The sequence below is a fragment of the Nocardia sp. NPDC060255 genome (assembly GCF_042727395.1).
In the GTDB taxonomy this organism is placed as follows: Bacteria; Actinomycetota; Actinomycetes; order Mycobacteriales; family Mycobacteriaceae; genus Nocardia.
Map to the genome: position 1 here is coordinate 80,207 of NZ_JBHXAU010000011.1, position 23,573 is coordinate 103,779.

At 67.5% G+C, this 23,573-nt stretch carries 23 protein-coding genes; 12 read left to right on the plus strand and 11 right to left on the minus strand.

Annotation, left to right across the window (positions count from 1 at the left end):
- The first annotated feature begins 83 nt into the window (after positions 1 to 83).
- Positions 84 to 1,160, plus strand: a complete 1,077-nt coding sequence (purM, locus tag ACFWF1_RS21125; RefSeq protein WP_150403869.1) for a phosphoribosylformylglycinamidine cyclo-ligase — start codon at positions 84 to 86, stop codon at positions 1,158 to 1,160.
- 148 nt (positions 1,161 to 1,308) lie between these two features.
- Here purM and ACFWF1_RS21130 read toward each other — a convergent pair whose 3' ends face one another.
- The 4 genes from ACFWF1_RS21130 to ACFWF1_RS21145 all read right to left on the minus strand — a co-directional run bounded on the left by ACFWF1_RS21130 (position 1,309) and on the right by ACFWF1_RS21145 (position 4,604).
- Positions 1,309 to 1,515, minus strand: a complete 207-nt coding sequence (locus ACFWF1_RS21130; protein ID WP_357379521.1) for a DUF3073 domain-containing protein — start codon at positions 1,513 to 1,515, stop codon at positions 1,309 to 1,311.
- Positions 1,516 to 1,691: 176 nt separating this feature from the next.
- Positions 1,692 to 2,645 (minus strand): asparaginase, encoded by a 954-nt coding sequence (locus ACFWF1_RS21135; RefSeq protein WP_379282140.1) that lies wholly within the window; start codon positions 2,643 to 2,645, stop codon positions 1,692 to 1,694.
- Positions 2,642 to 3,376 (minus strand): MOSC domain-containing protein, encoded by a 735-nt coding sequence (locus ACFWF1_RS21140; protein ID WP_379282142.1) that lies wholly within the window; start codon positions 3,374 to 3,376, stop codon positions 2,642 to 2,644. The genes ACFWF1_RS21135 and ACFWF1_RS21140 overlap by 4 nt, the downstream gene beginning before the upstream one ends.
- A gap of 115 nt (positions 3,377 to 3,491) precedes the next feature.
- Positions 3,492 to 4,604: a YgfZ/GcvT domain-containing protein gene (locus ACFWF1_RS21145; protein WP_379282143.1), complete on the minus strand. Its 1,113-nt coding sequence runs from the start codon at positions 4,602 to 4,604 to the stop codon at positions 3,492 to 3,494.
- A 207-nt stretch (positions 4,605 to 4,811) separates the two neighbouring features.
- Here ACFWF1_RS21145 and ACFWF1_RS21150 point away from each other — a divergent pair, with 207 nt between their 5' ends.
- The 5 genes from ACFWF1_RS21150 to cydC all read left to right on the plus strand — a co-directional run bounded on the left by ACFWF1_RS21150 (position 4,812) and on the right by cydC (position 12,120).
- Positions 4,812 to 5,732, plus strand: a complete 921-nt coding sequence (locus ACFWF1_RS21150; protein WP_379282145.1) for an aminodeoxychorismate lyase — start codon at positions 4,812 to 4,814, stop codon at positions 5,730 to 5,732.
- A 302-nt stretch (positions 5,733 to 6,034) separates the two neighbouring features.
- Complete coding sequence (locus tag ACFWF1_RS21155; protein ID WP_379282146.1) at positions 6,035 to 7,525, plus strand: cytochrome ubiquinol oxidase subunit I; 1,491 nt, start codon at positions 6,035 to 6,037, stop codon at positions 7,523 to 7,525.
- Between the two features lie 9 nt (positions 7,526 to 7,534).
- Positions 7,535 to 8,566, plus strand: a complete 1,032-nt coding sequence (gene cydB / locus ACFWF1_RS21160) for a cytochrome d ubiquinol oxidase subunit II (RefSeq protein ID WP_379282147.1) — start codon at positions 7,535 to 7,537, stop codon at positions 8,564 to 8,566.
- Between the two features lie 3 nt (positions 8,567 to 8,569).
- The gene (locus tag ACFWF1_RS21165) at positions 8,570 to 10,381 is read left to right on the plus strand and encodes an ABC transporter ATP-binding protein/permease (protein ID WP_379282148.1); all 1,812 of its coding nucleotides are present in this window, start codon (positions 8,570 to 8,572) and stop codon (positions 10,379 to 10,381) included.
- Positions 10,378 to 12,120, plus strand: a complete 1,743-nt coding sequence (gene cydC / locus ACFWF1_RS21170; protein WP_379282149.1) for a thiol reductant ABC exporter subunit CydC — start codon at positions 10,378 to 10,380, stop codon at positions 12,118 to 12,120. Before ACFWF1_RS21165 ends, cydC begins: the two co-directional genes overlap by 4 nt.
- Before the next feature lie 263 nt (positions 12,121 to 12,383).
- On the opposite strand, the gene ACFWF1_RS21175 is transcribed toward cydC, so the two are convergent.
- The 6 genes from ACFWF1_RS21175 to ACFWF1_RS21200 all read right to left on the minus strand — a co-directional run bounded on the left by ACFWF1_RS21175 (position 12,384) and on the right by ACFWF1_RS21200 (position 16,517).
- The gene (locus ACFWF1_RS21175; RefSeq protein ID WP_357379507.1) at positions 12,384 to 13,091 is read right to left on the minus strand and encodes an FABP family protein; all 708 of its coding nucleotides are present in this window, start codon (positions 13,089 to 13,091) and stop codon (positions 12,384 to 12,386) included.
- Between the two features lie 191 nt (positions 13,092 to 13,282).
- On the minus strand, positions 13,283 to 13,588 hold the full coding sequence (locus tag ACFWF1_RS21180) for a DUF1416 domain-containing protein (protein ID WP_040730884.1): 306 nt from the start codon (positions 13,586 to 13,588) through the stop codon (positions 13,283 to 13,285).
- A 5-nt stretch (positions 13,589 to 13,593) separates the two neighbouring features.
- A complete protein-coding gene (locus ACFWF1_RS21185; protein WP_379282150.1) occupies positions 13,594 to 14,427 on the minus strand; it encodes a sulfurtransferase in 834 nt (277 codons plus the stop codon).
- 28 nt (positions 14,428 to 14,455) lie between these two features.
- A complete protein-coding gene (locus ACFWF1_RS21190; protein ID WP_379282151.1) occupies positions 14,456 to 14,953 on the minus strand; it encodes a DUF4395 domain-containing protein in 498 nt (165 codons plus the stop codon).
- 287 nt (positions 14,954 to 15,240) lie between these two features.
- Positions 15,241 to 15,714, minus strand: a complete 474-nt coding sequence (locus ACFWF1_RS21195; protein ID WP_379282152.1) for a thioredoxin family protein — start codon at positions 15,712 to 15,714, stop codon at positions 15,241 to 15,243.
- Positions 15,711 to 16,517, minus strand: a complete 807-nt coding sequence (locus ACFWF1_RS21200; RefSeq protein WP_379282154.1) for a DUF2993 domain-containing protein — start codon at positions 16,515 to 16,517, stop codon at positions 15,711 to 15,713. The genes ACFWF1_RS21195 and ACFWF1_RS21200 overlap by 4 nt, the downstream gene beginning before the upstream one ends.
- 197 nt (positions 16,518 to 16,714) lie before the next feature.
- Here ACFWF1_RS21200 and ACFWF1_RS21205 point away from each other — a divergent pair, with 197 nt between their 5' ends.
- The 6 genes from ACFWF1_RS21205 (at position 16,715) to pstB (ending at position 22,722) form a co-directional block, all read left to right on the plus strand.
- Positions 16,715 to 17,479, plus strand: coding sequence for a winged-helix domain-containing protein (locus ACFWF1_RS21205; RefSeq protein ID WP_379282332.1), 765 nt, complete (start codon positions 16,715 to 16,717; stop codon positions 17,477 to 17,479).
- Between the two features lie 205 nt (positions 17,480 to 17,684).
- Positions 17,685 to 18,605: a mycothiol synthase gene (gene mshD / locus ACFWF1_RS21210; protein WP_379282155.1), complete on the plus strand. Its 921-nt coding sequence runs from the start codon at positions 17,685 to 17,687 to the stop codon at positions 18,603 to 18,605.
- A gap of 242 nt (positions 18,606 to 18,847) precedes the next feature.
- Positions 18,848 to 19,966, plus strand: a complete 1,119-nt coding sequence (gene pstS, locus ACFWF1_RS21215; RefSeq protein ID WP_379282156.1) for a phosphate ABC transporter substrate-binding protein PstS — start codon at positions 18,848 to 18,850, stop codon at positions 19,964 to 19,966.
- Between the two features lie 97 nt (positions 19,967 to 20,063).
- A complete protein-coding gene (gene pstC / locus ACFWF1_RS21220; RefSeq protein WP_379282158.1) occupies positions 20,064 to 21,035 on the plus strand; it encodes a phosphate ABC transporter permease subunit PstC in 972 nt (323 codons plus the stop codon).
- Positions 21,035 to 21,937, plus strand: a complete 903-nt coding sequence (gene pstA, locus ACFWF1_RS21225; RefSeq protein WP_379282159.1) for a phosphate ABC transporter permease PstA — start codon at positions 21,035 to 21,037, stop codon at positions 21,935 to 21,937. The genes pstC and pstA overlap by 1 nt, the downstream gene beginning before the upstream one ends.
- Before the next feature lie 8 nt (positions 21,938 to 21,945).
- Positions 21,946 to 22,722, plus strand: coding sequence for a phosphate ABC transporter ATP-binding protein PstB (gene pstB / locus ACFWF1_RS21230; RefSeq protein WP_379282160.1), 777 nt, complete (start codon positions 21,946 to 21,948; stop codon positions 22,720 to 22,722).
- Positions 22,723 to 22,848: 126 nt separating this feature from the next.
- On the opposite strand, the gene phoU is transcribed toward pstB, so the two are convergent.
- Positions 22,849 to 23,511 carry a phosphate signaling complex protein PhoU gene (phoU, locus tag ACFWF1_RS21235; RefSeq protein WP_379282161.1) on the minus strand — a complete coding sequence of 221 codons (663 nt, stop codon included), beginning with the start codon at positions 23,509 to 23,511 and terminating at the stop codon, positions 22,849 to 22,851.
- Between the last annotated feature and the right edge of the window lie 62 nt (positions 23,512 to 23,573).

The window sequence follows — 23,573 nt, forward strand, 5'->3', positions numbered from 1 at the left end:
GGGACAGCTGCAACGTCGTTATCGGGTTCCGGTAGCGTGAGCAGGCATCTATCCGCCGATTCGGTTTGGAGCTCTCCCCGAAAATGACTGAACAGACCCCCAGTGGTGGTGCCTCTTACGCCGCGGCAGGCGTGGATATCGAGGCAGGTGACCGCGCAGTCGAGTTGTTCGGGCCATTGGCGAAGAAGGCGAGCCGACCCGAGGTTCAGGGCGGCCTCGGCGGGTTCGCCGGGCTGTTCGCGCTGAAGGGCGGCTACCGCGAACCACTACTCGCCGCGTCCACCGACGGGGTCGGCACCAAGATCGCGGTCGCACAGGCGATGGACAAGCACGACACCGTCGGCCTCGACCTGGTCGCCATGGTCGTCGACGATCTCGTCGTGTGTGGCGCCGAGCCGCTGTTCCTGCAGGACTACATCGCCATCGGCAAGGTCGTCCCGGAGAAGGTCGCCGAACTGGTCTCCGGCATCGCCGAGGGCTGTGTGCGGGCCGGCTGCGCGCTGCTCGGCGGCGAGACCGCCGAACATCCCGGCCTGATGGACCCCGACGATTACGACCTGTCCGCGACCGGTGTCGGCGTGGTCGAGGCCGACGCGGTGCTCGGCCCGGACCGGGTGCGTCCCGGTGACGTGGTCATCGCGATGGGCTCGTCCGGCCTGCACTCCAACGGCTACAGCCTGGCCCGCAAGGTGCTGCTCGACATCGACCGGATGTCGCTCACCGGGCACATCGAGGAGTTCGGCCGCACGCTCGGCGAGGAACTGCTCGAGCCGACCCGGATCTACGCCAAGGACTGCCTCGCGCTGATCGCCGAGACCGATGTGCGCACCTTCGCGCACGTCACCGGCGGCGGACTGGCCGCCAACCTGGGCCGGGTACTGCCCGCGGGCATGGTGGCCGAGCTGGATCGCGGCACCTGGAACCCGGCGCCGGTGTTCAAGATGATCGCCCAGCGCGGCCGGGTCGAGCGGGTCGAGATGGAGAAGACGTTCAACATGGGCGTCGGCATGGTCGCCATCGTCGCCCCCGAGGACGTCGACCGGGCCCTGGCCGTGCTGACCGCCCGGCACATCGAGTGCTGGACCCTGGGCACCGTCAAGAAGGCCAAGGATTCCGACGCCCTGCGAGCCGTTCTGGTGGGCGAACACCCGCGGTTCTGAGACCAGTACGCAAACGCAAACCAGCGTCCCGCATCGTTTAGATGCGGGACGCTGGTGTGTTGTAAGGCTTTTCGGCGTTATCCGTCAACGCGCGGCAACGCGAGAAAGAGGAGGCACGCTGACCTCCCCTTTCGAACGTTGCTTCGAGTCAGCGGCGCCAGTCGTCGTAGTCGTCCTCTTCAAATTGGGTAGAGGACTTGTCCGCGTCGTGCTCATCGGACAGCACACCACTCCGTTGGGAGTGGGGGCTACCCGAAAGCTCGCGCTGAAGGCTCGCGAAGTCGCTCGGCGGGCTGCTGTACTTCAGCTCGCGTGCGACTTTGGTCTGCTTTGCCTTAGCCCGGCCACGGCCCATGGCTGACCCCCTCGCGTCACTGCGGGGCGGCCTGGGGTTTGGTTGGCGGCCCCGTTCGAATTAATACTCTTCCTGACAGACACTTTAGCGTGTGTCCGGCCGTCCCGCTTCCAGGAGTGGGTGAAGAACCTCCGAAGTGGTTCCGTTTGCCCGTTTGTCGCCCTCGGTCCGTGCGGTCAGAGCACCCCGGGGATGGCCCGGATCACGCCGACCCTGGCCCCGCCGCCGAGCACCGCGGGGGCCGCGAGCGCGGTATGCGCGTCGGTCCAGTCGACGCCGATGCGGCGCAAAATAGCCAGCGTCAGGGGGATTCGAGCACGGTCGCTGCCGTCTTCGATCTTGTATGCGAATGCCGTTCCGTCGGGCAGCGCGCCCGCGTGCACTCCGTCCGCGCCGATCTTGCAGACCAGTCCGGGGGTGGCCTGCATGGTCAGCAGATCGGGTGCGTTGGTGCCGGAAATCACTCGCGGATGGGCCCGGATGGCGTCGGCGACGCGGCGCTCCGGCGCGTCGGAATCGGCGGTCGCCATGGTGGCGAACACCCGGGCCAGGTTCACCAGCGACACCGGAATGATCGGCAGGCCACAGCCATCGATGCCGAGATCGGTCTCGGGTTCGCCGGTGAGGTCGGCGACGGTGGCGATCACCGCCTGCTGCAGCGGATGCGCCTCGTCGAGATAGCCCTCGGCCGGCCAGCCGTTGATCGCACAGGTCGCCAGCATCGCGGCGTGCTTGCCCGAGCAGTTCATGTAGATGCGGCGCGGTTCGTGCGAACCCGAAAGCACGGCCGCGCGCGCCTTGTCGTCGACCGGCAGATCCGGCGGGCATTCGAGCGACTTCTCGTCGAAGCCGAAGCGGTCGAGCAGCCTGCGCACCAGCGCGACATGGTCGGGCTCGCCGTAGTGCGAGGCGGTCGCGATGGCCAGCTCGGCGTCGTCGACCGGCTCGAATCCGTGGCGCAGCAAGGTGATCGCCTGCATCGGCTTGTTGGTCGAGCGGGGGAAGATCGGCAGATGCACCTCGCCGAGGGCGAGCGTCGGCTCGCCGGTCGGGTCGAGGATCACGGCCGAGCCGCGGTGCACGCACTCGCGAAAGCCGGAGCGGACTACTTCGACCAGTTCCACACTCACAGTTGCGCTCCCGTATCGAGTTCGGCGCCACGTCGCGTGGCCTGACTTGCTGGTTCGTCCGCGCGGCGGGCTGCGGCGCGGTCGGCGTTGGCGTGCCTGCGGGCATGGCGTTCGATCTGCCTGCGCGCGTCGTCGGACAGGGTCGGCTCGTCGGCGAGCAGGATCGCGAGCAGGTCCGGGTCGTCACCCGTGAACAGGTCGCGGACGGTGATGCCGTGGTCGGGGACATGCACCACCGACACCGGGTCACCCGCGCCGATCGTGCCTTCGATGAGCACGCGCAGGTAGGCGCCGGTATCGCCCTGCCTGGTGAATCGCTTGACCCACTGGGCTTCTCCGCTCCAGTGCTGGAAGGTGGCGCACGGTACCCGCGGCGCGCTCACCTCGAGCAGCGTGTCGCCGATGGCCCAGCGGGCGCCGAGCACCGCGTCGCTGACCGGCAGGCCCGCGATGCGCAGATTCTCGCCGAACCAGCCGACGGGCAACTCCCGGCCGAGCTCGCTGCCCCAGCGCCGGGCGTCCTCGTCGGCGAAGGCGTAGACGGCCTGGTGCACGCCGCCGTGGTGCGCGGTGTCGCACACGTGATCGCCGTCGAGGCCGAGCGCGCGCACCGGTACCCGGCCCGGCATCGGGCGTTTGTCGATGGCGGTCTTGCCGACCCGGCCCGGGACGTCGAGTTCGGCGTGCACCACACACACGGCCAGCACCTGGCCGGAATCATCAGTTCGCATCGGAGTCACTCCTCTCGTCACGTAGTCGGGCGATGGCCGGAAATTCGGGGGTGGCGGGTGCGTCGCCGAACGCGGGGCATGTGCCCCTTCGGTATTCGATGCGCATGGCCGCTGGTCAGCGTCCGCGGAGCCGATCGACGGCGAGCCTGCCCGCCTGGGGCGCGTCGTCCGAGGGCACCGAGTCCGGGTCGATGGCGGCGGCGGCCGGCCCGGCGGTCAGCGCGGTATCGGCGGGGACGGTGCGTTTGATCAGCGCGAGTGCGATCGGACCGAGTTCGTAGTGGTCGATGACGGTGCCGAGGCGGCCGATCGCGCGGCCGCCCGCGGTGACGTCCGCGCCGATCTCGGGGCGCTCGTCGGCCGAACCGTCCAGGTGCAGCAGCACCAGGTGCCGCGGCGGCTTGCCGAGGTTGTGCACCCGCGCGACGGTCTCCTGACCGCGGTAGCAGCCCTTGTCCAGATGCACGGCGCCGAATTCGGCGACCCCGCCGATCCAGCGGGCCTCGTGCGGAATGGTGCGGTCGTCGGTGTCCAGACCGATCCGCGGTCGCACGGCGGCGACCCGCAACGCCTCGAAGGTCCACATGCCCGCGGGTTCGGCACCGGCCTCGGTCAGGCGGGTCCACCACTCGGCGAGTCGGGCGCGGGGAATGAGCAGATCGAAGGAGTCGGCGGTCGGCCACGGCATCCGGCGCAGGAACCCGCCGCCGGGCAGCGCGACCGCCTCGTAGGTGCCGGGCAGGGTCGCGACGCCGACGGCCGCGATGACCTCGGCGGCCTTCGCGCCGAGCAGGCTGACGACCGCGTAGTCGGCCTCGGTCGGTTGGGCGTCGGCCCAGAAGACCATCTTCTTCAGGAAGTCCAGCAGTGCGGGGCCGCGATCACCCTCGGTGTCGATCCAGACCGTGCTGTCCAGCTCGGTGAGCACGAAGTGGTTCAGCACCCGGCCGTTGAGGTCGAGGTCGAGGTTCTCCGCCGACTGCCCGTCGCCCAAGGCGGCGATGTGCTGGCTGCTGATGGTGTGCAGCCAGGTCAGCCGCTCGGCGCCGGTGATCTGGATGACGAAGCGATGCGACCGATCGATGACTGCCGCGCGGTCTATCGCGGCGCGTTGTTCACCGAGCGGATCGCCGTAGTGCCACGCCACGGCGGCATCGGGGGAACCCGGCGCTCCCGCGACGGCTCCCGAAACAGCGAGGATAGGGCTGGGCGCAACGACCACGGACACGTTTCCACTGTAGGCGGGGTCGGCGCGGGGTGCCGGACCCGGGGCTGCTGGGAGCGCTAGCGAACGCGCCGACCCGAGGCCGCTGGGAGCCGTTCGTGAAGCTGCGCTCGAGTCGTGTTAGTGAACCTGAAGGGGCAGGTTGTAAAAGATGCCGCGAAGTCCGCCGTGACCTAGGCGAGACATTGCAACACCGCCTAGTCTCGACGCATGGTAGATCGGGTTCTTGTCTCTCTCGACGGCGCGGTCCGGGATGCGGACGCGCCGTTGTTGTTTGCGGACGATATCGGCGTATTGCGTGGCGACGGTATTTTCGAAACGGTGCTGGTGCGCGCGGGCAACGCGTGCGCGATCGAATTTCATCTAGGCAGGCTGCGCCGCTCCGCGCAGGCGCTCGAGCTGCCCGAGCCCGAGATCGGGCGCTGGCGCGAGGCCGTCGAGCGGGCCGCTAAGGAGTGGGGCACCGACCGCGAAGGCGTGATGCGGCTGGTGCTCACCCGCGGCCGCGACAGCGAGCTATCCGGCGTGGCCGAGAAGGTGACGAGCGGCGATCTGGCCGCCGCCGTTCCGGTGCCCACCGCGTATGTGCTCGTGCTGCCGGTGCCAGATCGGGTGCAGAAGGCGCGCACCGAGGGGGTCTCGGTGGTGACCCTGTCCCGCGGCATCTCGATCGACCTGGCGCAGGCCGCGCCGTGGCAGCTGCTCGGCGCGAAGACGCTGTCCTATGCGTCGAACATGGCGGCGCTGCGGTTCGCGGCGCGGATGGGCGCCGACGACGCGATCTTCACCAGCACCGAGAACCGGGTGCTGGAAGGCCCGCGCTCCTCGGTGGTGATCGCGCGGGACAAGCAGCTGATCACCCCGCCCGCGAAGAACGGTGTGCTGCCGGGCGTCACCCAGCGTGCGCTGTTCGCCGAGGCGGAGAAGGCCGGGTGGGAGTGCGTCTACAAGTCGCTGTTCACCGCCGACCTGCTCACCTGCGACAGCGTGTGGATGATGTCCAGCATCTCGTTGGCGGCGCGGGTGAATTCGTTGGACGGGCTGCGAATGTCGGCACCGGACAACGCGCAGGAAATCATCGACCTGGTTGATCGCGGTATCGAGCGAGCGGGCGCTATCGGCGATTGGTGACTTGCTCGCGGCGACCGGTGACTGCCCGCACCGGGACGCTGACGGGGGAGTCTGCCGGCGTGATGTGCGTCCTACTCGCACGGCTCCGGGGCTGAGCGAGCTCGGAAAACCGCAGCTGACGGCCGATCGAGCCGGTGTGTCGTGGCGTAGGACTCATTGTTCTGGACCGCCTCCGACGTAGTATTACTACGTCATGTCGTAGACGACGAGGAGGTCGTGGCCGTGAGTGAGCGCAGCGAGCGAACCACAGGCGCAGCCGCCTGGGCGGTCATGGCGGAGCTGAGCGTCAGCGAGGCGCAGTCATGAACGCCCTGGACATCTCTCGATGGCAGTTCGGCATCACGACGGTCTACCACTTCCTGTTGGTGCCGCTGACTATTGGACTCGCTCCGCTGGTCGCCGCCATGCAGACGGCCTGGGTGATCACCGGTAAGGATCACTGGCTTCGACTGACCAAGTTCTTCGGCAAACTTTTTCTGATCAACTTCGCGCTCGGTGTGGCCACCGGCATCGTGCAGGAGTTCCAGTTCGGGATGAACTGGAGCGAGTACTCGCGCTTCGTCGGTGACGTGTTCGGTGCGCCGCTCGCGCTGGAGGGTCTGGTCGCCTTCTTCATGGAGTCGACCTTCCTCGGGCTGTGGATCTTCGGCTGGTCCCGATTGCCGAAACTCGTGCACCTGGCCACGATTTGGATGGTCGCGATCGGCGTGAACGCGTCGGCGTATTTCATCGTCGCCGCGAACTCGTTCATGCAGCATCCGGTCGGGGCGCGGTTCAACCCGGCGACCGGACGGGCCGAGCTCGACAGCATCGTCGCGGTGCTCACGAACAACACACTGCTGGCGGCCTTTCCGCACGTGGTCGCCGGATCCTTGGTCACGGCAGGCACTTTCGTGGCGGGCATCGCGGGCTGGTGGATGGTGCGCAAGGCGCGCAGCGGGGACGCCGCCCAGTTGGCGGAGGCGCGCACCATGTGGCGGCCGGTGGCGCTGGTCGGCATCTGGGTGATGCTGGTGTCGCTGGCCGGGCTGTTCTTCACCGGTGACACCCAGGGCAAGCTGATGTTCGAGCAGCAGCCGATGAAGATGGCCTCGGCGGAATCGTTGTGCCACACCGAAACCGATCCCGACTTCTCCATCCTGACGGTCGGCACGCACAACAACTGCGACAGCGTCACGCACGTGCTCGAGGTGCCGGTGGTGCTGCCGTACCTGGCCAAGGGCGAGTTCAGCGGCGTCACCCTGCCCGGCGTGGGCGACCTGCAGAAGGAATACAACGAGAAGTACGGCGTCGGCGACTACCGGCCGAACCTGTTCGTCACCTACTGGTCGTTCCGCGCCATGATCGGCCTGGCGGCGGGCTCGGCCCTGCTGGCCCTGGCCGGGCTGTGGCTGACCCGCCGCGGCCGGGTGCCGAACCAGCGCTGGTTCTCCTGGCTCAGCCTGCTGATGATTCCGACGCCGTTCCTGGCCAACAGCGCGGGCTGGGTGTTCACCGAAATGGGCCGCCAGCCTTGGGTTGTCGCGCCCAATCCGACCGGTGATCCGAACCTGCGGCTGATGGTGCAGCAGGGCGTCTCGAACCATTCGGCCGGCGTGGTGCTGTTCTCGCTGATCGTCTTCACGCTGCTGTACGGCTCGCTGGCGGTCGTGTGGTTCTACCTGATGCGGCGCTACGTGATCCACGGACCCGATCCGGCGCCGGTGGTCGCCGACGGGCCCGACGACACCGGCGGCCCAGGTAGGCATCGCGTCGAAGAGCCTGCCGTCGAACAACTTTCGTTCGCCTACTAGGAGCCGACGATGAGTCTGCAAGAGTTCTGGTTCGTGCTGATCGGGGTGCTGTTCACCGGGTACTTCGTGCTGGAGGGCTTCGACTTCGGGGTCGGGATGCTGATGCCGATCCTCGGGCGGGGTTCCGATACCCGAAGGCGGGTGGTGCTCAACACGATCGGCCCGGTCTGGGACGGCAACGAGGTGTGGGTGATCACCGCCGGTGGCGCCATGTTCGCGGCGTTCCCCGAGTGGTACGCGAGCATGTTCTCCGGTTTCTATCTGGCCTTGCTGTTGCTGCTCGTCGCGCTGATCCTGCGCATCTGCGCTATCGAATACCGCGGCAAGATCAACGACCCGCGCTGGCGGGCCCGCTGCGACCTCGGCATCGGAATCGGTTCCTGGATACCGGCACTCGCGTGGGGCTGGGTCTTCGCCAATATCGTGCGCGGGGTGCCGCTGAACGAGAAGAAGCAGTTCGCCGGTTCGGTGTGGGACCTGCTCGGCCCGTACGCCCTGCTCGGCGGGCTGACCACCGCGCTGCTGTTCGCCCTGCACGGTGCCGTCTTCCTCGGACTGAAGACCGGCGGCGAGGTACGCGACGACGCGCAGCGCACGGCGAAGCTGCTGCTGGTGCCGACGGTCGTGGTCGTCGGTGCATTCGGATTCTGGACGCAACTGGCCTACGGCACCGGCTGGACCTGGATTCCGTTGGCGCTCGCGGTGATCGGGCTCGCCGCCGCCGCGGTCTCGGTGTTCGCCGACCGCGACGGATGGGCCTTCCTCGGCACCACCGTCACGGTGGCGGCGGCGACCACGCTGCTGTTCGGGTCGCTGTTCCCGAATGTGTTGCCCTCCACCATCGACGCGGCGTTCGACCTGACCATCCACAACGCGTCGTCCACCCCGTACACGCTGAAGGTGATGAGCTGGGCGGCGGTGCTCGTCACGCCGGTCGTGCTGGTCTACCAGGGCTGGACGTACTGGGTGTTCCGCAAGCGGATCACCGTCGACCAGATCCCCGCACCGGTCGGCTTGCCGCTGGGACCCGTGAAGGGCTGAGCTATGGCCCGCCCGCCGATCGATCCGCGCCTGTGGCGGTATGCCCGCTCGGCCCGCCGCTACCTGGCGCTGAGTGTCGCACTGTCCGTGCTGATCACCGGATCGATCGTGGTCGCGGCGGTCATGCTGGCCCGGGTGCTGGCCGGGGTCGTCACCGATCCCGGCCGGCGCACGCTCGGCGCGTGGACAACGGAACTGCTGGTACTCGCGCTGGCCGTCGCCTGCCGGGTGCTTGCCACCTGGCTGCAATCGCGGCTGGCGCATCGGGCCGGCGCGGGCGTGGTGGCGGAACTCGAATCCGCCGTGCTCACCTCGGGGGCTCGGCTGCCACCGCGGGAACTCGAAAGCCGCAGAACCGAACTCGCGGTCGTGGTGGGCACCGGATTGTCCGGGCTGCGCGGATACCTGATCGGATACGTTCCCGCCCTGCTGCTCGCGGTCCTGGTGCCGCCGATCGTGTTGGCGGTCATCGCGATCCACGATCCGGTCTCGGGGCTCATCGTGGTGATTACGTTGCCGTTGATTCCGGTCTTCATGATCCTGATCGGGCTGCTGACCCAGGGGCGGGCCGAGGCGACACTGGCCGCCACCACTCGGCTGTCGGATCAACTGCTCGATCTGTTCGCCGGGATGCCGACGCTGCGGGCGCTCGGACGGGAGCGAGGCGAATCGGTTCCGCATGCACGGGGCAGTGGTGCTGGCAGGAGTTCCGCACCGGGCGAAGATGATTCGCTGGCGACGCATGTCGGCACCATGGCGCATCGCGTGCGCGACCTCGGCGATGCGTTGCGGCAGCGGACCATGCGGGCGCTGCGGATCGCGTTCCTGTCCTCGATGGTGCTGGAGCTGCTCGCGACGTTGAGTGTGGCGCTGATCGCGGTGTCCATCGGCCTACGGCTGGTGTACGGCGAGATGAGCCTGTACGCGGGCCTGGTTGCGCTCGTGCTGGCTCCGGAGGTGTATCTGCCACTGAGGATGGTGGGGGAGCGGTTCCACGCCGCACAGGACGGGATGGCGGCCGCCGGCAAGGCCTTCGCCGTCCTCGAATCCGTGCCGGAATCAACAGATTCCCGCGACCGAACCAGCGAGGCCGCCGAGCCGTGGCGCTGTGCCGGAGTCGTCCGGCTGCGCGACCTCTCCGTCGCGGCGCGCAACGGCTTCGCACCCGAAGGGTTGTCGGCCGAACTGCGCCCCGGCGCGGTGACGGTGCTCGCCGGACCGAACGGCAGCGGGAAGTCGACTGCGGCACAGGCGATCCTCGGCCTGATCGGGCCGGACCGCGGGGCGGTGACCATCGACGGCATCGACCTGCGTGACCTGGATCAGGACGAATGGTGGGCACACGTGGCGTGGCTGCCACAGCGACCGGTCCTGGTGCCGGGCACATTGCGCGAGAACCTGGAACTGTTCGGCGCACCGGCCGAGTCGCCGGCCGCCCACGGACCCACCCGGGTCATCGACGACCTCGAAGCCGCCTGCATGGCAACCGGATTCGACACGGTGCTGGACGAGTTGCCCGACCGCTGGGACACCGTGGTCGGCCCCGGCGGCGTCGGCCTGTCCCTCGGCCAACGCCAGCGACTCGCACTCACCAGGGTCTTGGCCGCCGACCGCCCGATCCTGCTCCTCGACGAGCCGACCGCCCACCTCGACACCGAGAGCGAAACCGCGGTCCTCGCGGCCCTCCGACAGCGCGCCCGAGACGGCGCCACCGTGATCGTGATCGGCCACCGCCCAACGGTTCTCGCCGCGGGCGACCATGTGATTCAGGTGCGCGCAGCCGCCGACGATCTGGCAGAGGTGACGATCCGATGACCGCGATAGGCAATTCGACTGGGCGTACAACCGACCATCCGACGCTGCTCAGCGATCTGCGGCGAATGTGGCGGCTGCTCGACATGTCTCGGTGGCGGGTTGCGGTGGCGATCGGGTGGGGCGTGCTGGCGCTCGGCAGTGGGCTCGGGTTGGCTGCACTGGCGGCGTGGTTGATTGCTCGGGCGTGGCAGATGCCGCCGGTGCTGGATTTGAGTATCGCGGTGGTGACGGTTCGGGCACTGGGGATTTCGCGTGGACTGGCTCGGTATCTGGAACGGCTGGCCACCCACGATGTCGCGCTGCGGGCGATGGCGACGGCGCGCACCACGGTGTATCGGACGCTGGCCGGATCCGGCTTCTGGCTGCGCAGGCCGTCGGGTCGGCGGTCGGCCGCGGGGCGGTCCGGCGATATCGGGCCGCTGCGGCGCGGCGATCTGCTCGTCCGAATCGGCAGCGACATAGACGATCTCGGCGCTGTCGTGGTTCGAGTGTTCGTTCCGGTCGCGGTCGCTGTCGTGTTGTCCGCGATCGCGATCGGTCTGCTCGCCACGATCTCGGTGGGTGCGGCCGCGATTCTGGCGGGGGCACTGGCGCTTTCCGGGATTCTCGCCCCTTGGCTGTCGGCAAAGGCCGCGCGCGACGCGGAACAGGCCGTGCGCGCGGACCGGGCGGAGTTCACCGCGCAGGCCCTCACCGTGCTCGACCACGCGGCCGAATTGCGCGTCGCGGGTCGGCTGGACGCGGCACTCGCGGCCGCTACCGAGGCCACTCGACGAGCGGTCGTGGCGGAGGACAAAGCGGCTGCCCGCAGTGCATGGTCGGCGGCGGCGACTCCGCTCTCGATCGGCGCAAGTGTGCTGGGGGCCTTGCTGATCGGCATCACCCTGTACGGTCCGTCCGGCGGTGCACCGGGTGCGATGACGCCGATGGCGCTCACTGTGCTTGTCCTGCTGCCACTTTCGGCCTTCGAGGCGGTCGGTCCACTACCGGCTGCGGCGCAGTCGCTGACCACCGCTCGGGCTGCTTTGCATCGGCTGATCCGGCTCGACGGCGGCACTGGTGCGAACAGCGAGGGGACCGTCGGCAATCGCGCAGCCGATGATTCGCTCGAAGTGCGACTGTCCCAACAGCTTCCGGAGATCCCCGTCGGCCGCCGGATCGCCGTCGTCGGACCGAGCGGGGCTGGAAAGACCACGCTGCTGATGAATTGGGCAGGCTTGTTCGACTCACCCCGAACCGGCGCCACCTTCTTCGCCGAAGACGCCCACCTGTTCGGCACCTCGGTGCTGGAGAACCTGCGCGTCGCGCGCGGCGACGTCACCGAGGAAGAAGCCGAAACCGCTCTGCGCACAGTAGGTCTCGGCGACTGGTTGGACTCGCTGCCCGAGGGCGTGCACACCGACCTGGTCGGTGGCGCCGCCGCTGTCTCCGGCGGGCAACGCCGCCGCATCCTGCTCGCCCGAGCACTCGTCTCGCCGGCTCGAGTGTTGCTGCTCGACGAACCGACCGAACACCTCGAAGCCGAGGCGGGCGCAAAACTCCTGTGCGACTTGCTCGATATCGACAGCGGATTGGTCGAGCCAGATCGAACTGTGGTCGTCGTCACACATCAACTGCCGCCGGGCAATCGCGCCGGCGTGATCGTCCGAGTCGACGCATCAGCGCAGGTGAAGGCCGATTTCGTGGACCACTCGGTCCCCACTTCCGCCCACCGAGAAATTCCGTTGCCGACCCGCTGACTCGTGACTAGATTCGTTTGTACACAAGGAAGGAGGTGGTTCGACGAATGTATGTTCAAAGGACTCGTGAGGTGGCTGCGCGCTAGCGCCACCGCTGCAGGTGATTCGCCGCGCGAGCGTTAGCGAATTCCACGCAGTCACCCGGCCCCCGAGCCCCCGTTTGAGTCCGAACGGGACCCGTGCACTAACCCCGCACCGGTAAGGCTCGGGGGTCGTTCCTTTTCCGGGACCAGTCAAACTTCGTAGGGGACCGGATTAAACGACTAGCCGATGTAGCGCTGCAGGCGAGCTGACAGGCGGGGCTCCAGAGGGCCGTCGGCCACCACGCGCTCCTCGACGTAAGCCAGGTCGCCGCCCTCGACAATCCCGTACAGGCGCTTCGCGCCGCCGACGACGATGCCGGACTGGCTGCGGATGACCACGTCGGTGGCGAGTTCCCAGGAGGACTGGGTGAGGGCCTGGCCGTAGAACAGCTCGACGATGCCGGTGCTGTGCGTGAGCAGCAGCTCGATGACCTCGTCGTTGCCGTCGATGCCGACCCGCCAGAAGCCGCTCTCGCGCAGATCGGGGCCGTTGTAGGCGCCCTCGCTGTCGAGGACCCAGGAGCGGGACTCCCAGGACAGATAGTCGCCGCCGTCGTGCGCCACGATGATCTGCTGGCCGAACCGGTAGTCGCCGGTCTCCGGGTGATTGCCCTCGCCCTCGCCGCGCCACACGCCGACCATGGGCAGCAGCGCGAGCATGGAGGAACTCAGATCCGGCCCGAGCCGCAGGTTCGCGGTGTCCTCGGGCAGCGGCAGATCGGGCAGCACCGGAATGTTGCGGGCACCGGTCGACTTCGCCCGCTCGACGGCCTCGGACACGGCTTGATCGCCGCTGCGGCGACCAGCCGATTCGGCGGAGCCGTTGCCGTTCAGTTGTTCACTCGCTTGCTCGGCCGGATTGGAACCTTCGCTCGCGAGATCACTCATGATTCGGTGAACAGCCGGTAGAAGACGTACAGGCCGAACCAGCCGATGAGGATGGCGACGGCCACCAGCAGAATCTCGAAGAAGAGGACCACATTTGGAGTCTAACGACAACTACCCCCGGATATGCAGACGACCCCGGTGCTTCCCGTCATAGTTGGGGAAGCCCGGGGCCGTTAGCTGCGAAAGGTCCGCTACTTCGCGACCGCGACGTCTACGGGATGGATACCCGCGCCTTCCGGACGAACCTCCGCCGAGCCGTTACCGGCCGAGGAGAGCGCCCGCAGCGTCCACGCACCCGGCGCGGCGAAGAAGCGGAAGTCGCCGGTGCCGGAGGCGACGACCTCGGCGGTGAAGTCACCGTTGCCGTCGAGCAGGCGCACGAACGCGCCGCCGACCGGCTGACCGTCGGTGCTCAGGACGCGGCCGGTGATGACCGTCTCCTTCTCCACATCGACGCCGGCGGGAATGGCCTGACCCTGGGTAGGTGCTGCGCACATGTTGTTTACGCTCCCAACTCGATCGGTGCACCGACGAGGGAGCCGTATTCGGTCCAGCTCCCGTCGTAGTTCTTGACATTGCTGTGGCCGAGCAGTTCCTGCAGCACGAACCAGGTGTGCGAGGAACGCTCACCGATGCGGCAGTAGGCGATGGTCTCCTTCTCGCCGTCCAAGCCCGCTTCCTGGTAGATCTCGGTGAGCTCGTCGTCGGACTTGAAGGTGCCGTCCTCGTTCGCGGCCTTGCTCCACGGCACGTTGATGGCGGTGGGGATGTGGCCGGGACGCTGGCTCTGCTCCTGAGGCAGGTGCGCGGGCGCCAGGATCTTGCCGGAGAACTCGTCGGGCGAACGGACGTCGACCAGGTTCTTGGTGCCGATGGCGGCGATGACCTCGTCGCGGAACGCGCGGATGGTCACGTCGGGGGCGGCGGCCTTGTACTGGGTGGCCGGGCGGCTGACGCCGTCGGTGGACAGCGGGCGGCCGTCGAGCTCCCACTTCTTGCGGCCACCGTCGAGCAGCTTGACGTTGTTGTGGCCGTACAGCTTGAAGTACCAGTAGGCGTACGCGGCGAACCAGTTGTTGTTGCCGCCGTACAGGACTACCTCGTCGTCGTTCGCGATGCCGCGCGCCGAGAGCAGGTCGGAGAACTGCTCCTGGTTCACGAAGTCACGACGAACTTGATCCTGCAGGTCCTTCTTCCAGTCGAGCCGGACGGCACCTTCGATGTGGCCACCGTCATAGGCGGAGGTGTCCTCGTCGACCTCGACGAAGACGATGCCGGGGGCGTTGAGGTTCTCTTCGGCCCAGTCCACGGAGACCAGGACATCGGAGCGAGCCATGTTGTTCCTTTCAGAGATGACTTGCGGATCAGTTCGGTGCCGGGGACGGGGTAATCCGGCGGAAACGGGCGACCAGGGGATAGATCTGGCAACCCAGGCAGATCCCGAACGCCGCGTTCAAGAACGCGGCGAACAGGGCAAAGCCGGCGAAGACCGCGCCGACAACTGTGGAGCCGAGCGCGAAGCCCAGCAGGCTGACCACGGCGAAGACCAGGCCGAGCAGCTGCGCGAACTTCAGCGGCGGCACGGGTTCGGTCTCGGTGGTCGGGGCCACCCGCGGCGCGACGAATTTCGCGTAGAGGCGGCCGTACGGATGCTTGCGCGGACCGTAGGCGGCGCCGATCGCGAAGACGACGGCCTGGATGGCGATGAGCACCGCGGCGGCGACGGGGGAGAAGATGGCGGCGATCAGCACCAGCACGAGGACGGCGGTGGTGATCCACGCGGCGAAGCGGGGTCCGCGAACATCGACCTGCCCGTTGGCAATTGGCTGATTCTGCGAAGTATTACGGATTTCTGTGGACATTGTGCGTACTCCTGCGCTGGATGCGACTGATGGCTGGAAAATTGCCAGTTCGCCGGGGGATCAACGAGATCACTCGCACGGCGGACACAGGTCGGCGTCAGGAAATCTGAGAAAGCCGACCGCTCAGCGGCACAGGCAGCAACAACCACCGAGGCGGCACAGGTCAACTGTGCGGCGTCGGGTGAGCATCAGCTCGTGGTTGTAAAGCACGAAAGCAGTTTACCTAATCGGGCGGGAGAAAAGGACCCCGGGTTGATCACAGCTTTCCGGGGAACCTGTCAAGGCCGCTAAGCGGCGATGGTCAGCGGCTCCAGCGCGGACCGCAGATCGGTCACCTTCGGCACGCCGGAGATCCGAAAGCGTTCGCGGCCTTCACTATCGAAGACGAACGTGGTCGGCAACGAGAGCACGTTCAGTTCCTTGGCGAGCACCGGCTCGGCGTCGATGTCCACCTCGATGTCCAGCGGCGGCTGCGGCGACTCGGCCAGCTGCCCGGTGACATCGGCGACCACGCGGCGCACCGCGGCACAGGGCCCGCACCAGTCGGCGGAGAAGTGCAGCACGGCCGGACCGGATCCGGTCACCCCGACGGACGCCAGCAGATCGGCCCGCACCGACTGGGTTTCGCCGTCGGAGCGCTTGCGAGTCGCGGATGCGCGAGGCCCATCGGCGGCCCGGACCTTGCCGTCGCGGCCACGCAGCACCAGGCCGACCGCCAGCGCGGCCAGCAACATCACTGCGAGGATTGTGATTTCGATCATGGTTGCTGCAATCGGTCGAGGTCGATCGTCACGTTCACACCCTTGCCCTCCGCCACGATCCACCCGCCGTCGGCACGCACCTTGGTGGGATGGACACCGAACGGCAATTCCTTGATGTCGATAGTACGGGTGAATCGCGCGAGCACCGCGGGACGAATGGCCTCGGGGATGGCCTCCTCCGGGATCGTCTTCTCGTTGCCCGCCTGCGCGCAGAAGCCCGTCGCGACGACCTTCACCTGGTCACCGTCGAGCGACAGGTCGGCCTGCACGAACACCTTGCTACTGCCGTATTGGGTGGTCTGCAATTCCGGCAGGCTGCCGAGCAGGCACAGCGGCTCGTCGCCGGTCGAGGTCATGCCGGACCCGCCGGATCCGCCGGTGCCGTCGGATTTGTCCTGCTGCGGTCCGCGCACCTGCAGGTCGGGGATGGTGAACAGCCTGCCGAGCTCGGTCGGCCCGATCCGCAGCGAGCTCGCGACCTGCTCCGCGGGCACGTTGCGCAGGCTGCCGTCGACCAGATCGTGCAGGGGTATCCGCACGCCGGTCAGATTCGCCTCGAATTCGTACTCCCCGGGCGTATGCGGAAGGTTGCCGCTCGCCCTGATCCAGACGTCGTCGTAGCGTCCGCCGACCGCCTGGCCGAGGAAGGAGACCCCGCGGATGGCCACCGCCGGATCGGCGGGTAGATCGGCGCCCTGGCGTAGCGCGCGCGAGACCCGATATTCCGAATAGGCCGCGACGCTGAAATCAATGACTACTGCCAGTCCCGCGAGAATCAGCAGCCCGATGATGAGCTTGCGCATTGCTGAACCTTATCGGGAGGGCGGGCTACGGTGCATTTCTGGTATCAGACATATCACTCGGCGGGACTCGGCTACCCGGATGGCGAGGTCATCGGGGTTGACGCGCTAATCTTGCATCCGAATTACCTGTGATCAGCGACGTGGCCCCCGGCAGTGCGGCTGTTGTCCAACGGAGCTACGAGATGGGAGGAGAGCTTGTGGAGCTACTCCTGCTGACCTCCGACCCCAATCCTGACGCGGTGTTGCCCTCACTGTCGTTGCTGGCGCACAACGTGCGTCCGGCGCCGACCGAGGTCTCCTCGCTGCTGGAAGCGGGTACCGCGGACGTCGCACTGGTCGACGCGCGCACCGACCTGGCCGCCGCGCGCGGCCTGTGCCGGCTGCTCGGCAGCACCGGGTCGTCGGTGCCGGTGGTCGCCGTGCTCACCGAGGGTGGCCTGGTCGCGGTGAACGCCGACTGGGGACTCGACGACATCTTGCTGCCCGGCACCGGCCCGGCCGAGCTGGACGCCAGGCTGCGGCTGCTCGTCGGCCGCAACGGCGGCGTGGCCAGCCCGGAGAACTCCGGCAAGATCACCCTCGGCGAGTTGGTGATCGACGAGGGCACCTACACCGCCCGCCTGCGCGGGCGCCCGCTCGACCTGACCTACAAGGAATTCGAGCTGCTCAAATACCTCGCGCAGCATGCGGGCCGGGTGTTCACCAGGGCCCAGCTGCTGCAAGAGGTGTGGGGCTACGACTTCTTCGGCGGCACCCGCACCGTCGACGTGCACGTCCGTCGACTGCGCGCCAAGCTCGGCACCGAGTACGAATCGCTCATCGGCACCGTGCGCAACGTCGGCTACAAGGCGGTGCGGCCGTCCAGAACGGCGGCCAAGGGTGACTCGGTCCAGGTTTCGGAGGACGAGCCGGAGGGCACGGACGACGCGCCGCTCGCTCCGGTCAACGGCTCGCTGCAGTGAGCTCGGTGGCCCCGCCGCCCAATCCGAAACACCGACACGTCATTATGTGTTCGCGTCGCGTTCAGCGCGACCGGCACGGTGTTCGACGCGCAGCGACGGGGCCGCATCTCGGCCTGCCGCTGTCGCGAAATGCAGGGCTACGCAATGACGTTGTCCGGGTAGGTATCCCGCTCGGGATGCCGCGCAGCGCGAGGAATGGAGCCCGATGAACGGCGTGGCAACACAGTGGACCGAGCGACTGGATTCGGCTGCGGCCGCTGATGTTCGGCAACTGCTCGAACGCGCGGTCGGCACCGACGGTGTCGCCCCCATCTCCGAGCAGGCGGTCCTGTCGCTGAGCGCGGGCGATGGCCCCACGGTGCGGCACCTGATCGCCATGCGCGACGACGTGATCGCGGGTTACGCGAATCTGATTCCGGGGCACGGCGAACATCCGGCGATGGCCGAAGTCGTCGTCGATCCGCCCGCGCGCGGGCAGGGTATCGGCACCGGCCTGGTCGCCGCGGCACTCGCCGAGGGCGGCGCGGGCACCCGGGTGTGGGCGCACGGAAATCTGCCCGCCGCCAAGGCGGTTTCCGAGCGGCTCGGCCTGGCCACCGCGCGCGAGCTCTGGCAGATGCGCCGCCCTCTGGCAACGCCTGAGCTACCAGAAATTGCGGCGCGTGGCCGAGTGACCATTCGCACCTACGCCGGGCCCGCCGACGACGCCGAATTGCTGCGGGTGAACAACGCCGCTTTCGCCTGGCATCCGGAGCAGGGCGGCTGGACCGAACGCGACATCGAGGCGCGCCGGGCCGAGTCGTGGTTCGACCCGAAGGGGCTGTTCCTCGCGACCGACACCGCCGAGCCCGGCCGCGTCCTCGGATTCCATTGGACCAAGGTGCATTACGACGAGAACCCGGCCGTCGGCGAGGTCTACGTAGTAGGCATCGACCCGGCCGCGCAGGGCCGCGGACTCGGTCGTCTGCTGACCCTGGTCGGCCTGCATCATCTGCGTGATCGCGGTCTCGCCGAAGTGCTGCTCTACACCGAGGCCGACAACACCGCCGCCGTGCACACCTACACCCGGCTCGGGTTCGCTCCCGCGCACGTCGATGTCGCCTATTCGGCGGCCTCAGCTGAATAGCGGGTGCCCCCTCGGGGGTGTCTGAGTAAAACTGCGGCAAATGTCACACATAACGGGCTCAATCGCGCTTGGCTGTTCACTTGTCGTTCACTCAGTTCGGTCCAACTGTCAACCCCGTGACTTTACGTTGATTGGTGGGCAGCCCACGGCTGCCTGGTGCGCAAGTTCCCCGTGAACAGCACCACATCACCCGTCCGGGCCGGTGAGGGACCGGGCGAGTTGGACGCCTTTCCGGAGGAATAGTGAATCTCAAGCGCAGCAGCGCCCTCGTTGGTGTGCTGGCCGTTGGTGCCATGACGCTCGCCGCCTGTGGCAGCGACGACAACACCAGCACCAGCAACAACGGCGGCACCACTGCCAAGTCGGACATCGCCTGCGGTGGCAAGAAGGCGCTCAAGGCGAGCGGCTCCTCCGCGCAGAAGAACGCGATGGACCGCTTCGTCGCGGCCTACGAGGCCAACTGCGGCGGCAACACACTGAACTACACCTCGAGCGGCTCCGGCGCGGGTGTCAACGAGTTCGTCGGCGGCCAGACCGATTTCGGTGGCTCCGACTCGCCGCTGAGCGCGTCGAAGGGCGAGACCACCAAGGCCCAGGATCGCTGCGGCGCCCCGGCCTGGAACCTGCCGACCGTGTTCGGCCCGATCGCGATCACCTACAACATCGACGGCGTCTCCGACCTCGTGCTGGACGGCCCCACCGCCGCCAAGGTGTTCAACGGCGCCATCTCCACCTGGGACGCCCCCGAGATCAAGGCGCTCAACCCGAGCGCCAAGCTCCCGTCGGACAAGATCTCGGTGATCTTCCGCAGCGATGAGTCGGGCACCACCGACAACTTCCAGCTCTACCTGGACGCGGCGTCGGACGGCGCCTGGGGCAAGGGTGCGGGCAAGGCGTTCGCCGGCGGTGTCGGTGAGGGTGCGAAGGGCAACGAGGGCACCTCGGCCGCCATCAAGAGCACCAAGAACGCGATCACCTACAACGAGTGGGCGTTCGCGAAGTCGCAGAACCTGTCCATCGCGCAGATCGTCACCTCGGCGAGCAAGGACCCGGTCAAGCTGACCGCGGCCTCCGCCGGCAAGTCCATCGACGGCGTGAAGGTCAAGGGCGAGGGCAACGACCTGGTGCTCGACACCAGCTCGTTCTACAAGCCCACCGAGGCCGGCGCGTACCCGATCATGCTCGCCACCTACGAGATCGTCTGCTCGAAGTACAGCGATGCCGACGTCGCCAAGGCGGTCAAGGCGTTCCTGACCTCGGCGACCACCAACGGCCAGAAGGGTCTCGACGAGGCCGGGTACGTCCCGATCCCGGACAAGTTCAAGACCCGGCTGACCACCGCGATCAACGCCATCTCCTGATCGCACAAGTCGCAAAGTAATGACCGTGCACCCTGAGGTGACCGCCGCGGGCTCGTCGGATTCGACGGGCCCGCGGACGGCCGGAGACATTGCCCCCATGTCGAGTGATCCGAGCACCGAGCCGGCCAAAAAGGCTCGCCCCGCCCAGAGCAATCGGGCCGAGACCATCTTCCGGTCTCTGGCCACCGCTTCGGGCGCGACCATCGTCGCCGCCATCGCGCTGATCGCGCTATTTCTGCTGATCCGTGCGGTGCCGTCGGTCATGGCGAACGACGCGAACTTCTTCACGAGCGCCGAGTTCAACACCACCAACGCCGATCACCTGCGGTTCGGCATCCGCGACCTGTTCATGGTGACGGTGCTGAGCGCGATCTTCGCACTGGTGATCGCGGTGCCGATCGGCGTCGGCATCGCGCTGTTCCTGACCCACTACGCGCCGAAGGTGCTGGCGCGCCCGTTCGCGATGCTGGTAGACCTGCTCGCCGCGGTGCCGTCGATCGTGTTCGGCCTGTGGGGCTTCCTGGTGCTCGCGCCACAGCTCGAACCGGTGCAGAAGTTCTTGAACGACAAGCTCGGCTGGTTCTTCCTTTTCTCGGACGGCAATGTCTCGATCGCCGGTGGCGGCACCATCTTCACCGCGGGCGTAGTGCTCGCGGTGATGATCTTGCCGATCATCACCTCGGTTTCTCGTGAGGTCTTCAATCTCACTCCGCCCGCGCACATCGAGGCCGCCCACGCACTGGGCGCCACGAAGTGGGAGATGGTGCGGATGACGGTGCTGCCCTATGGTCGCAGCGGTGTGATCGCCGGCTCCATGCTCGGCCTCGGCCGCGCGCTCGGCGAGACCATCGCGGTGCTGGTGGTGCTGCGGACCTCGGCGCAGGCCGGACACTGGTCGGTCTTCGACGGTGGTTACACGTTCGCGTCCAAGATCGCCTCGGCCGCTTCGGAATTCAGCTCGCCGCTGCCGACCGGCGCCTACATCGCGGCAGGCTTCGTGCTGTTCGCGCTGACCTTCGTCGTCAACGCGCTGGCGCGGCTCGCCGCGGGCGGAAGGGTGAACGGGTGATGACAACGACAACGCTCGACAAGCCGATCAAGGCGCCGACGTTCCGTGACGTCAGCACCAGCCGCAAGATCCGCAACAACATCGCGACCGGCGTGGTCTGGCTGTGCTTCGCGATCGCGCTCATCCCGCTGGCCTGGGTGCTCATCATGGTGGTGAGCAAAGGCTTCGAATCGGTTGTCTCCCTTGACTGGTGGCAGAAGTCGCAGAAGGGCATCCTGCCCGATCAGTCCGGTGGCGGTGTGTACCACGCCATCTACGGCACCATCGTGCAGTCGGCGGTCGCCGCGGTGATCGCGGTGCCGCTCGGCATCATGGCCGCCGTCTACCTGGTCGAATACGGCCGCGGCTGGCTGGCCAAGGTCACCACGTTCATGGTCGACATCCTCGCGGGTGTGCCGTCCATCGTCGCCGCGCTGTTCATCTTCGCGCTGTGGATCGCCACCCTCGGCGCACCGCAGAGCGCGTTCGCGGTGTCGCTGGCCCTGGTGCTGCTGATGCTGCCGGTGGTGGTGCGCAGCTCCGAGGAAATGCTGAAGCTGGTGCCGGACGAACTGCGCGAGGCGTCCTACGCGCTCGGCGTCCCGAAGTGGAAGACCATCGCACGGATCGTGGTACCGACCGCGCTGCCGGGCATGATCAGCGGCATCCTGCTCGCCATCGCCAGGGTGATGGGTGAGACCGCGCCGGTGCTCGTGCTCGTCGGCTACAGCAAGTCGATCAACAGCAACCTCTTCGACGGCAACATGGCCTCGCTGCCGCTGCTGATCTACCAGGAGCTGGCCAACCCGGAGCCCGCGGGCCGGGCCAGGGTGTGGGGTGCGGCACTGACGCTGATCCTGCTCATCGCGCTGCTGTACGCGGCGGCCGCGGTCGTCAACAAGCTGCTCACGCGGAATCGATAGGAAATCAGATGGCCAAGCGGATCGACGTCAAAGACCTCAATATCTTCTACGCGAAATTCCACGCGGTAGCCGATGTGGACCTGACCGTGCTGCCGCGCAGCGTCACCGCCTTCATCGGCCCGTCGGGTTGCGGTAAGTCCACCGTGCTGCGGTCGCTCAACCGCATGCACGAGGTGACCCCGAACGCCCGCGTCGAGGGTGCGGTGCTGCTGGACGGCGAGGACATCTACGGCTCGCAGGTCGACCCGGTCGGTGTGCGCCGCACCATCGGCATGGTGTTCCAGCGTCCGAACCCGTTCCCCACCATGTCGATTCGCGACAACGTGGTGGCCGGGCTGAAGCTGCAGGGCGTGCGCAGCAAGAAGGAACTCGACGAGGTCGCCGAGCGCTCGCTGCGCGGCGCCAACCTCTGGAACGAGGTGAAGGACCGCCTGGACAAGCCGGGCGGCGGCCTGTCCGGCGGTCAGCAGCAGCGACTGTGCATCGCCCGCGCGATCGCGGTGTCGCCCGACGTGCTGCTGATGGACGAGCCCTGTTCGGCCCTGGACCCGATCTCCACGCTCGCGATCGAGGACCTGATCACCGAGCTGAAGAAGGAATTCACCATCGTCATCGTCACCCACAACATGCAGCAGGCTGCCCGCGTGAGTGACCAGACCGGCTTCTTCAACCTGGAGGCCCAGGGCAAGCCGGGCCGGCTGATCGAGATCGACGACACCGAGAAGATCTTCTCCAACCCCGGCCAGAAGGCGACGGAAGACTACATCTCCGGCCGCTTCGGGTAATCCGAGATCGGTTGGTACGAACGAACAATGGCCCGCGCAGTGCGCGGGCCATTGTCGTGTACGCGGGGATCACGTTGCGGGTCCGTGTCTGCCTGCCATCTTATTAGGACCGCAGGCAGCTGCCGACTACGACTCGACGTCGGGGTCCGGCGGCAACACGCCGGTGACCAGGAAGATGACGCGGCGGCCGATCTCGACGGCGTGGTCGGCGAAGCGCTCGTAGTAGCGGCCGAGCAGGGTGACGTCGACGGCGGCGGCGACGCCGTACTTCCAGTCGCGGTCCATCAGCAGCGTGAACAGGTGACGGTGCAGGTCGTCCATCGCCTCGTCGTCCTCGTTGAGCTGCGCGGCACGCTCCGGGTCGCGCGTCTCGAGCACCTCTTTGGCGCCGGCGCCCATGTTGACCGCGATGCGGCCCATCTCGGCGAAGTAGCCGTTTACCGCCTCGGGCAGTGCGTGATTGGGGTGACGGCGCCGGGCCACCTTGGCCACGTGCAGCGCGAGCGCGCCCATCCGGTTGACGTCGGCCACGATCTGGATCGCGCTCACCACCTGCCGCAGGTCACCCGCGACCGGCGCCTGCAGCGCGAGCAGCGCGAACGCCCGCTCCTCGGCATCCTGGATCAGCTCGGCGATTCGGTCGGACTCGGTGATCACCTGCTCCGCCAGAGCGAGGTCGGCCTGGAGCAGTGACTGGGTGGCCCGGTCCATGGCCGAACCCGCCAGACCGGCCATCTCACCCAACAGGTGGGCGAGATCGGCCATTTGCTCGTTGTAGATGACACGCATAAAACCAGACATTAGTTCCCAGCGCTGACCATGTCACGAACGGAGGGTGAATGCCCGGTGCC

Excerpts from the sequence above, each read along its gene's own strand:
- purM (WP_150403869.1), top strand. The coding sequence starts at position 84 with ATGACTGAACAGACCCCCAGTGGTGGTGCCTCTTACGCCGCGGCAGGC.
- ACFWF1_RS21130 (WP_357379521.1), bottom strand. The coding sequence starts at position 1,515 with ATGGGCCGTGGCCGGGCTAAGGCAAAGCAGACCAAAGTCGCACGCGAG.
- ACFWF1_RS21140 (WP_379282142.1), bottom strand. The coding sequence starts at position 3,376 with ATGCGAACTGATGATTCCGGCCAGGTGCTGGCCGTGTGTGTGGTGCAC.
- ACFWF1_RS21150 (WP_379282145.1), top strand. The coding sequence starts at position 4,812 with ATGGTAGATCGGGTTCTTGTCTCTCTCGACGGCGCGGTCCGGGATGCG.
- ACFWF1_RS21155 (WP_379282146.1), top strand. The coding sequence starts at position 6,035 with ATGAACGCCCTGGACATCTCTCGATGGCAGTTCGGCATCACGACGGTC.
- cydB (WP_379282147.1), top strand. The coding sequence starts at position 7,535 with ATGAGTCTGCAAGAGTTCTGGTTCGTGCTGATCGGGGTGCTGTTCACC.
- ACFWF1_RS21165 (WP_379282148.1), top strand. The coding sequence starts at position 8,570 with ATGGCCCGCCCGCCGATCGATCCGCGCCTGTGGCGGTATGCCCGCTCG.
- cydC (WP_379282149.1), top strand. The coding sequence starts at position 10,378 with ATGACCGCGATAGGCAATTCGACTGGGCGTACAACCGACCATCCGACG.
- ACFWF1_RS21175 (WP_357379507.1), bottom strand. The coding sequence starts at position 13,091 with ATGAGTGATCTCGCGAGCGAAGGTTCCAATCCGGCCGAGCAAGCGAGT.
- ACFWF1_RS21180 (WP_040730884.1), bottom strand. The coding sequence starts at position 13,588 with ATGTGCGCAGCACCTACCCAGGGTCAGGCCATTCCCGCCGGCGTCGAT.
- ACFWF1_RS21185 (WP_379282150.1), bottom strand. The coding sequence starts at position 14,427 with ATGGCTCGCTCCGATGTCCTGGTCTCCGTGGACTGGGCCGAAGAGAAC.
- ACFWF1_RS21190 (WP_379282151.1), bottom strand. The coding sequence starts at position 14,953 with ATGTCCACAGAAATCCGTAATACTTCGCAGAATCAGCCAATTGCCAAC.
- ACFWF1_RS21195 (WP_379282152.1), bottom strand. The coding sequence starts at position 15,714 with ATGATCGAAATCACAATCCTCGCAGTGATGTTGCTGGCCGCGCTGGCG.
- ACFWF1_RS21200 (WP_379282154.1), bottom strand. The coding sequence starts at position 16,517 with ATGCGCAAGCTCATCATCGGGCTGCTGATTCTCGCGGGACTGGCAGTA.
- mshD (WP_379282155.1), top strand. The coding sequence starts at position 17,685 with ATGAACGGCGTGGCAACACAGTGGACCGAGCGACTGGATTCGGCTGCG.
- pstC (WP_379282158.1), top strand. The coding sequence starts at position 20,064 with ATGTCGAGTGATCCGAGCACCGAGCCGGCCAAAAAGGCTCGCCCCGCC.
- pstA (WP_379282159.1), top strand. The coding sequence starts at position 21,035 with ATGACAACGACAACGCTCGACAAGCCGATCAAGGCGCCGACGTTCCGT.
- pstB (WP_379282160.1), top strand. The coding sequence starts at position 21,946 with ATGGCCAAGCGGATCGACGTCAAAGACCTCAATATCTTCTACGCGAAA.
- phoU (WP_379282161.1), bottom strand. The coding sequence starts at position 23,511 with ATGCGTGTCATCTACAACGAGCAAATGGCCGATCTCGCCCACCTGTTG.